Here is an 8,020-nt window from a genome sequence, read left to right as displayed (position 1 = left end):
GATTTTTTGGAGTTCCCTTAGACTCCCTAGAACTCCAGAAGGACATGGCACTGTCATGTCCCTCCCAGGTGAATTGAAAGTTAACCGAAGATATCAAATACACCATCCTCAATAATGCCATTCGGATTGGCGGTTCCGGTAATAAGTTGCTCCACTTGTTGGGGTGTCAAATTTGGATTAGCACTGAGCATCAGTGCAGCTACGCCGCTGACAACGGGAGCTGCCATTGAGGTTCCTTTCCAGAAATCGTAGGTATTAATTGGCACAGAGGAATAGATATCTTCTCCCGGTGCAACAACATAATTAAGGATATCAGTACCGGCTCGGTTGGTAAAGTCAGCAATCTGGCGATCGCGAGTGACTGCACCGACTGCAATCCCGAATTCCGAGGCATAAGCAGCTGGATACCTGACTGAACTAAACCGTTCATCTCCCCCAACAGAGTTTAATCCATCATTTCCAGACGCGGAGACAATAACGGCTCCTTTTTCTCGGGCATAAATGAGGGCTTCTTTCAGGGTATTATTCACAGCCCCACCGCCCAAACTCAAGTTAATTACCCTGGCACCATTATCCACAGCATAGCGAATTCCGGTGGCAATCCGTTCTTCTTTTCCGGTAAAGGCACCAATGACAGGCACGGGCATAATAATGGCATTGGGAGCAATTCCGCTATTGCCAATGCCATTATTATTGCCAGCAATAATTCCGGCGACATGGCTGGCATGACCCTCTAAAGGATCAATGCGATTAATCTGATTATTGCCATCCAAGAAATTCCAGCCGATGATATCATCCACAAATCCATTGCCATCATCATCAATGCTATTGCCATTGATTTCATTTGGGTTTGTCCAAATACTTCCGGCTAACTGCGGGTGAGTATAATCTAAATAACCATCAATGACGGCAACAATCACCCCTTCACCCGTATAGCCTTGATTCCAAACTGCGGGTGCATTCACCATATCTGGAACCCAATTCGACCCCACCTGTGTCGGTGCTTCTGGGAAGGGTTCAGTCCCGATCGCCGCTGCCACTGCTGCTGCTGCATTCACCATTCCATAGCCCGATGAGCGATTAAAAAGCTGTGGAGAAATACTCAGGTCATAAGCAGTTGGACCACCCACTTGGGAAACCATAATTTGATAATTTCCCGGATCTAGAGTGAGGTGAATTTGTTCTAAGGTAGAACCTTTTTGAGTGGAAAGGGCAACCAGTTCCTCCGGTTCAATGACTTGATTAAAATTGCGGTCCTGAACTAAATACAAATCAGCATTAGCACTTAACCCATCTAAAAATACGCTGATAGTTTGAGGGCGATCAATTTGGAATTGGTAAAAATTATTGGGATTTTCGGGTCCCATGATTCCTGATGTGCGTTGCACGCGATCGAGCAACCCGAAGTTAAACGCATCGGCGACCCCATTCCCCGCTCCATTCGGCGTAATTTCTGAAGCATTCGCTTCTAACCAGAGATTATAGGTGCTATCTCCTTGGATAGTATTGACCCGGACAAAATAGGTTCCTGGACTCAAAATCCGTTGAATTGACTCTTGAGCCGCACCCTGAGATTCTGAGGTAACAATGACTTCATCCGGGTCAATTATCCCATTGCTATTAATATCTTCAATCAAAGAAAGTTGAGCATTGCCACTGAGTTCATAAAGAAAAAGGCTCACTTCTTTAAAAGAATCCAAAGTAAACTTATAATAGTCTTCTGGGTTCTTGCTTTCCAAAAAATCACTCGGGATTTGCGTCTCGGATAAAATTCCCACATCAGCAGCAGTCGCCAGGGTATTTCCGGCTCCGGAAGAGGGCAGGGTTGGAGCAGTTTTATCGACAGTGAGGAAATAGGGTGTATTGCCGCCGACTTTAATCACTCCCAGGAAATAAGTTCCTTGTCCGAGTACCCGATTAATTTGGGGCGTCAGAGTGGGTTCTTCTCCGGGATAGGTAATAAATTCCTGGAAGGTAAAAGTCCCGTCATTATTGATATCCTGCATCAAGAAAAAATCCGCAGGCTGTTCTAAACTTTGCAGTTTGATATCAACATTTCGAGTCTGATCTAGCTCGAATTGATAAAAGTCGTAAGGATTGGCTTCGCCGATAAAGTCTGCTACTTCAAAGCGATCTTGTAATACCCCAATCTGTCCGAAACTAATGGGTTCCATATTTCTCGCCCCCGATGCGGGTACTCCCGATGGAATAGACTCCATCATCAAATCGTAAGCCGTCTCATTATCGACCTGCAGAACTCGGGCAAAGTACGTTCCCGGTTGCAACCCAGATAGATAAACGTTAGCAGGATAGGGTTCTGGTTCTTCCACGGGTCGGAAGGAATTGAGATACTCCATGAAGTCAATTTGTCCATCCCCGTTTAAATCAATCAGGTTGCGAGTATTATTGGCTTGGGTTGAAATAATTTCTCCACTATCAATGATGCCATTTTCGTTGCGGTCCTGCATCACTTGAATTTGGAGATTAGCGCTTAAATTTTCCAAAGATAGACGTAAATCGCTCGTGAAATTGACGTTAAAGCGATAGAAATCTTGGAAATTCTCAGTTCCAATAAACCCTTGATGCGCTTGAGGACGGGTTACATCTCCAATCCATAATGCCTCATTGAACGTGTTACCGGGATGAGCTTGCAAGAGGCGACTTGATGGAACGGCAGAGACGTTAATCTGGTAAGCTGTATCTCCTTCAGATTCAGAAACTTTGACAAAATAGGTTCCCGGTGCCGTGGCAAAGCGATCCAGTTGTGAGACGGGAGCTTTTTCGGCAGCGATCGCCGCTTGCACTTCAGCGTCATCGGGAATGCCATTATTATTGAGGTCCCGAATTAACTGAATGTTGGCCGAGGCATTGTTGCCGTCTAATTTGACACTGATATCGCTAAATGTGTCCAGGCGAAACTTATAATAGTCTTCGGTATCGAGGGAACTGACCACGGGACGACTGTTCGGATCGGCCCCTACTGTGTGAGAGGAGTTGATCACCCCGAGATCTCCGGGCAGATATCGACGTCCTTCGGCAATTCCCGTATTCAGCAAATGGGAGAATGCCGCACGGCGATCGCCTCCTAACGCTTGCTCTAAATCCGGATTAACCGCTAAGTAATAATCCAAATCGATAAATTGGGAAAATCGCCGATTTTCAGCAAATCCTCGCGTCAAAAAGTGTTGAAATGCCCCTTCCAGGTTGCCCGCCAATACTGGGGTCAGGTCAGGATTTCGATTCACATAATAATTGAGGTCCAGCAAGGGGGAGAAACTCCGCCCCTCGGCAATCCCCCACCCTTGAAGATGCCTTAAGAGTTGGCTATTAGAGGTAAGTCCAGCAAAGGCTAATTCAGGATTTTTTTCTCTATAATAATTTAGATTGACAAAAGGGGAAAAAGCCCGTCCTTCGTCTAAACCTGATGTTTGAAAATGTCGGAAGAGTCGGTCTGGCGTGGCAATTCCCACGGCGGGCAAATCCGGATTGGCCGCGAGGTAATAACTAGCATCAAATAATTCTAAAGACATCAGCGATCGGCCCAGAAGTGTTTTATATTGGCTAGGATGACTTCTATTAAAGCACTGAGTTCCACCAACCGTTGAATTTAGCAACAATAGTTCATGCTTGTTGCTACGGTTAATGCAAAATTTACGAGGTGACCGGGTTACATACTCTTTCTCTAGTGAAGTCCGAATCACGTTTTTGGAAGTCCCCATCCTGAATATAGCGCTTCCCACAGTGATCCGGTATATTCTTTTGGGGTGCGCCAACGCACTCCTCATCGCATCTGTACCCCATAAGTCCGGGAAGCGCTATCAGCCTGATTGCCCCGATTTCTGATACCATAGGAACCGATTAGTCAGCTTGAGGAGTGACCACAAGGGAAGTGAAGGAAGTTTTGTTACCGCCCAATTCTAGGAACGAAATGCCAACAGGGTTAGGAAGTATTCAAACCCTACCCCCAGATGTCGTACATCTGATCGCTGCTGGAGAGGTGATAGACTCTCTGGCGGCAGTTTTGCGGGAATTGGTAGAAAACGCCCTAGATGCCGGTGCAACGCGGATCTCGGTGTCGGTGTGGCCCCAACTCTGGCGGGTGCGGGTGGCAGACAATGGATCGGGGATGGATTTGCAAAATTTGCAACAGGCAGCAACTGCCCACAGTACCAGCAAAATCCACAATGTTTACGATTTGTGGAACATTACCAGTCTGGGATTTAGAGGTGAGGCCCTGCACAGTTTGGCGCAGTTGTCCCAGTTGGAAATTAAAAGTCGAGTTGCCGAAGGTGAGGGATGGTGTGCGACTTACAATTCCCAAGGTGAGGCAGTCCAAGTCCAACCTACGGCGATCGCCCCGGGGACTATCGTTACCGTCTGCGATTTGTTTGAACGCTGGCAACCCCGGCGTCAGGGATTGCCCTCGGTTCCCCAACAAGTGCGAGCGATCCAGCAGATGATTCAGCACATCGCCTTATGCCATCCTCATGTGCTTTGGCAGGTGGAACAAGACGATCGCCCTTGGTTTAAAATTACCCCAGGACAAAGCGCCCAGCAAATTTTGCCTCAAATTCTGCGTGGGGTCAAGAGTGGGGATTTAGAAGCGCTAACCCTATCAGTGAGTGATGCAGAATCCATCTCCCTGGTGTTGGGATTACCCGATCGCTGTCATCGCCAACGTCCCGATTGGGTCAAGGTAGCAGTCAACGGGCGCTTCGTGCGATCGCCGGAATTGGAACAAACCCTAATTGCCGGATTTGCCAGGACTTTACCCCGCGATCGCTACCCGGTTTGTTTACTGCATCTGCAAATTTCCCCAGAACAAATCAACTGGAACCGCCACCCGGCAAAAGCAGAGATTTATCTCAAGAATATCAAGCAATGGCAGGAACGAGTCAGTGAGGCGATCGGCCAAGGGTTGCAGTTAAATCCAGAAACCACCCCCGATGCCGCACAACACCGCGTCACCCAACTCCTGAAAGCGTCTGAAGCAACAGGTGCATATCACCTCAACAGTAACCCCGAGGAGAATTCCCAATCCGGCAGTCGGGTGCAACCCCTGCACCTGCGCGCCGTTGCCCAAGTTAGCCAAATGTATATCATCGCCGAACATTCCAACGGATTATGGTTAGTGGAACAACATATCGCTCATGAGCGCATTTTATACGAACAACTCTGCGATCGCTGGCAACTCGTACCCATTGAACCTCCCATCGTCCTCAATCAACTCACCCCCGCCCAACTTGAACAACTCAACCGCCTCGGACTCGATGTCCAACCCTTTGGCAGCGAATTATGGGCCGTTCGTACCGTCCCCGAACTGTTAGCACAACGAGACGATTGTGCCGACGCCCTGATTGAACTCAGCTTAGGAGGAGACTTACAACAAGCACAAGTTGCCACCGCCTGCCGCAGCGCCATCCGCAACGGCACCCCCCTCACTTTACCCCAAATGCAAGATATTTTAGACCGCTGGCAACGCACCCGCAACCCCCGCACCTGTCCCCACGGCAGACCCATCTATTTATCCTTAAAAGAGTCCTCCCTAGCCCGCTTTTTCCGCCGTCACTGGGTCATCGGCAAAAGTCACGGCATTTAACAGAATAATTCCCCTAGTTTGTAGTAACGACTTCAGTCGTTCTCTTCGTAAGTTCGTAAGAATGAACGCTATTTTTCATCCTCAAATATTACCGGCCAAAGTTCTTCCACGACTAATTCCCATCCAGGTAGTAATTCCGGCACAGTTAAAATATCACCATTGCCCAAGGTTTGTACCGAAGCATCGGGACGGTAAACTTCGAGTAGGCAAGTATCTGGATCGATTAAAATAGCAACTGGCACAGCTTGGTCGAGATAAATTTGAATTTTTTCGCGCAATTTTTTGAGGTGATCGCTTTGAGATTTGACTTCTACAACTAAATCGGGAACGAGGGTAGCAAAATAGCGAACGCTTCTGGGAAGGCGATCGCGCAAAACAAAAGAAACATCTGGTGCTTTCAGGTCGCTATTGGGTAAAATAAACCCACCCGCTGAGTCGAAGACGCGACCGAGACGGCGAGGTTTTACCTAATTGCTTAGTTGACAAGCGAATTCAACGGAGACTTCGCTGGTGATGATATCTGATGGCCCGATAATAATAATGCTACCTTCTTCCAGTTCGAGTTGATAGTCAAAACCCGCATCGCTGAGGATTGACTCAATCCGTTCCACGTCTTTTATCGTCATCTCAGGCATAGTGGAGAACTCCAATTGCGTTCTAATGATTTATTGTAGCAGTAAAAGAGCGATCGCAGTTCTGGGAAAAAGGCGATCGCTCTGTGGATAAGGGGTTATGAGTTACCAGTTTGACCAACAGCAACATGGATTGAGACAGCCTATAACTTAACCCGCTGATTAATTTGCTGCCGCATTTCCGGCGTAATAATATCCGGTCCAATTCCCGGATTATTGAGAGGTACTTTGATAAAACTGATATCATCTTCTCCCGTAAACTTGCGGTCATTATTAGTATCTTGAACCACCTTCAATAACAGAACCCCTAATGGTTTATCAATTTGCCAAAACACCAGTTGAGTATTATCCGGCGTTATCTGCTTGAGATTTTTCCCCGAGGCATCAGCGATATAGCCAATCACCGCATCCTGGCGATCGCGAATTCCATCTTGATTCGTATCTTCAGGAATCACCTCGATAAAAACAAACTGATTTTTAACGGCTTGCCCTTCGGCATTTTCCTCATTAATCAGTTGAAACGAGGAAATTAATCTATTTTCGCTGAGGAGTAAATGAGATTCTCCTGTGCGCCGATTATGAAAAATTAAATTGTAAATCGTCATCAGACTCATGCGATCATAGGCTGAATCTCCATAGATATCCTTAGAAAATCTACTTTTTGAGCTTCTTTCATCGCCCTCAAATCCAACGGGAATTATAAAATAGTCGGATTGTTGCGGAAAAATTAAATCCCCATAGGAAATATTCGGTTCCGCATCACTGGCGTTGGCGGTTGTCAGAGGGCTTTTGCGATTCACGGTTCCAGTACAAGCTAAAGATAGGGCGCACAGCAGGGAGGCGATCGCGTAACGTCTCCAAGGGAGAATCGCTGCATTTTTGACAAATCGATGACCGTTCATTTATGCCTCGACATCAAATAAGGGGTTTTAGAGTGTCAGTATCGGATTAGATTCAGGGGACCAGAAACCGGGTTTCTGTCCTAACTTGATGCTAATTCCCATACTCTTGGGCCAGAAACCCGGTTTCTAACCTTTATTTGTATTGTGCCGACGTTCTAAAATGATGCTACAACAAGACCTATGGGTTTTCCGGTTTATCCTCAATAGATGCCTGGGCGGATTTTTTATAAACCCACGGATTTTGCCATAAAAATATCCGGTTTCCCTCTGCCATTGGCATCGGGCATGACGCCGACAATTTCAAACCCACACTTTTGATAAAATTGATAGAGATGACCTCGCCAATTTTGAATAGTCTGAATTTTTCCCAGAGATTAGAATAAAGATTAACCCCAGAAAGACTGGTCATATTCATTTCATCATCGGTCCCCAACCAGAGGGTTAATGCACCTTGTTGTCTGACTTGTTCCTCTAAATCATTCAGCAGAGTTCTACCAATTCCTTGGCGGCGATAATCCGCCGCAACTACAAGGGGATGAACTTCCCAAACCTGGCCGTTATATTGAGAGATTCCGCCAACCCATCCCAATACTTGGCCTGTCTCATTGATGGCAACTCGGTTAATTCTATCCTCTGCCAATGAATCCAAAACCTCTTGTCTTGCCGCCTCGATTGTGGGCCATGCTTCCGGCCAGTTTTCCCGAAATCCTTCCAGGAGTAACTCACTCAGGGGTTCAAGGTAGGTATCCCGGCCAAATTGATTTTTGTGTTGTTGCTAACCTTTGTCTGGCGGGGGATACAGACTGTTTTTCCTACTTGAGAGCCTAAAAGTAGGAAATAAGGACGAAAACCCTTGGGCTGTAAAGCTTACGGAGTAAGGAACATTT

General features: G+C 46.8%; 5 protein-coding genes and 1 pseudogene. 1 reads left to right on the top strand and 5 read right to left on the bottom strand.

Annotation, left to right across the window (positions count from 1 at the left end):
- Window positions 1-80: 80 nt before the first annotated feature.
- A complete protein-coding gene (locus tag J0895_RS17135) occupies window positions 81-3,530 on the bottom strand; it encodes a S8 family serine peptidase (protein ID WP_207089252.1) in 3,450 nt (1,149 codons plus the stop codon).
- 398 nt (window positions 3,531-3,928) lie between these two features.
- On the opposite strand from J0895_RS17135, the gene mutL reads away from it, so the two are divergent.
- On the top strand, window positions 3,929-5,599 hold the full coding sequence (mutL, locus tag J0895_RS17130; RefSeq protein WP_207089253.1) for a DNA mismatch repair endonuclease MutL: 1,671 nt from the start codon (window positions 3,929-3,931) through the stop codon (window positions 5,597-5,599).
- A gap of 68 nt (window positions 5,600-5,667) precedes the next feature.
- On the opposite strand, the pseudogene J0895_RS17125 reads toward mutL, so the two are convergent.
- From J0895_RS17125 to J0895_RS17115, 4 genes and pseudogenes are all read right to left on the bottom strand, one after another.
- Window positions 5,668-6,051: pseudogene (locus J0895_RS17125) on the bottom strand (Uma2 family endonuclease); the annotation flags it as partial.
- 15 nt (window positions 6,052-6,066) lie between these two features.
- Entirely contained in the window at window positions 6,067-6,225 is a 159-nt protein-coding gene (locus J0895_RS26825) for a hypothetical protein (protein ID WP_340643543.1), read from the bottom strand.
- A gap of 149 nt (window positions 6,226-6,374) precedes the next feature.
- A complete protein-coding gene (locus J0895_RS17120; RefSeq protein ID WP_207089251.1) occupies window positions 6,375-7,133 on the bottom strand; it encodes a hypothetical protein in 759 nt (252 codons plus the stop codon).
- A gap of 178 nt (window positions 7,134-7,311) precedes the next feature.
- Window positions 7,312-7,806 carry a GNAT family N-acetyltransferase gene (locus tag J0895_RS17115; protein WP_340643544.1) on the bottom strand — a complete coding sequence of 165 codons (495 nt, stop codon included), beginning with the start codon at window positions 7,804-7,806 and terminating at the stop codon, window positions 7,312-7,314.
- Between the last annotated feature and the right edge of the window lie 214 nt (window positions 7,807-8,020).

The organism is Phormidium pseudopriestleyi FRX01, assembly GCF_017313335.1.
GTDB classification, from domain to species: Bacteria; Cyanobacteriota; Cyanobacteriia; order Cyanobacteriales; family Laspinemataceae; genus Laspinema; species Laspinema pseudopriestleyi.
Note: the sequence above shows the minus strand (reverse complement) of the source record. Positions and strands in the feature narration are given on the sequence as shown.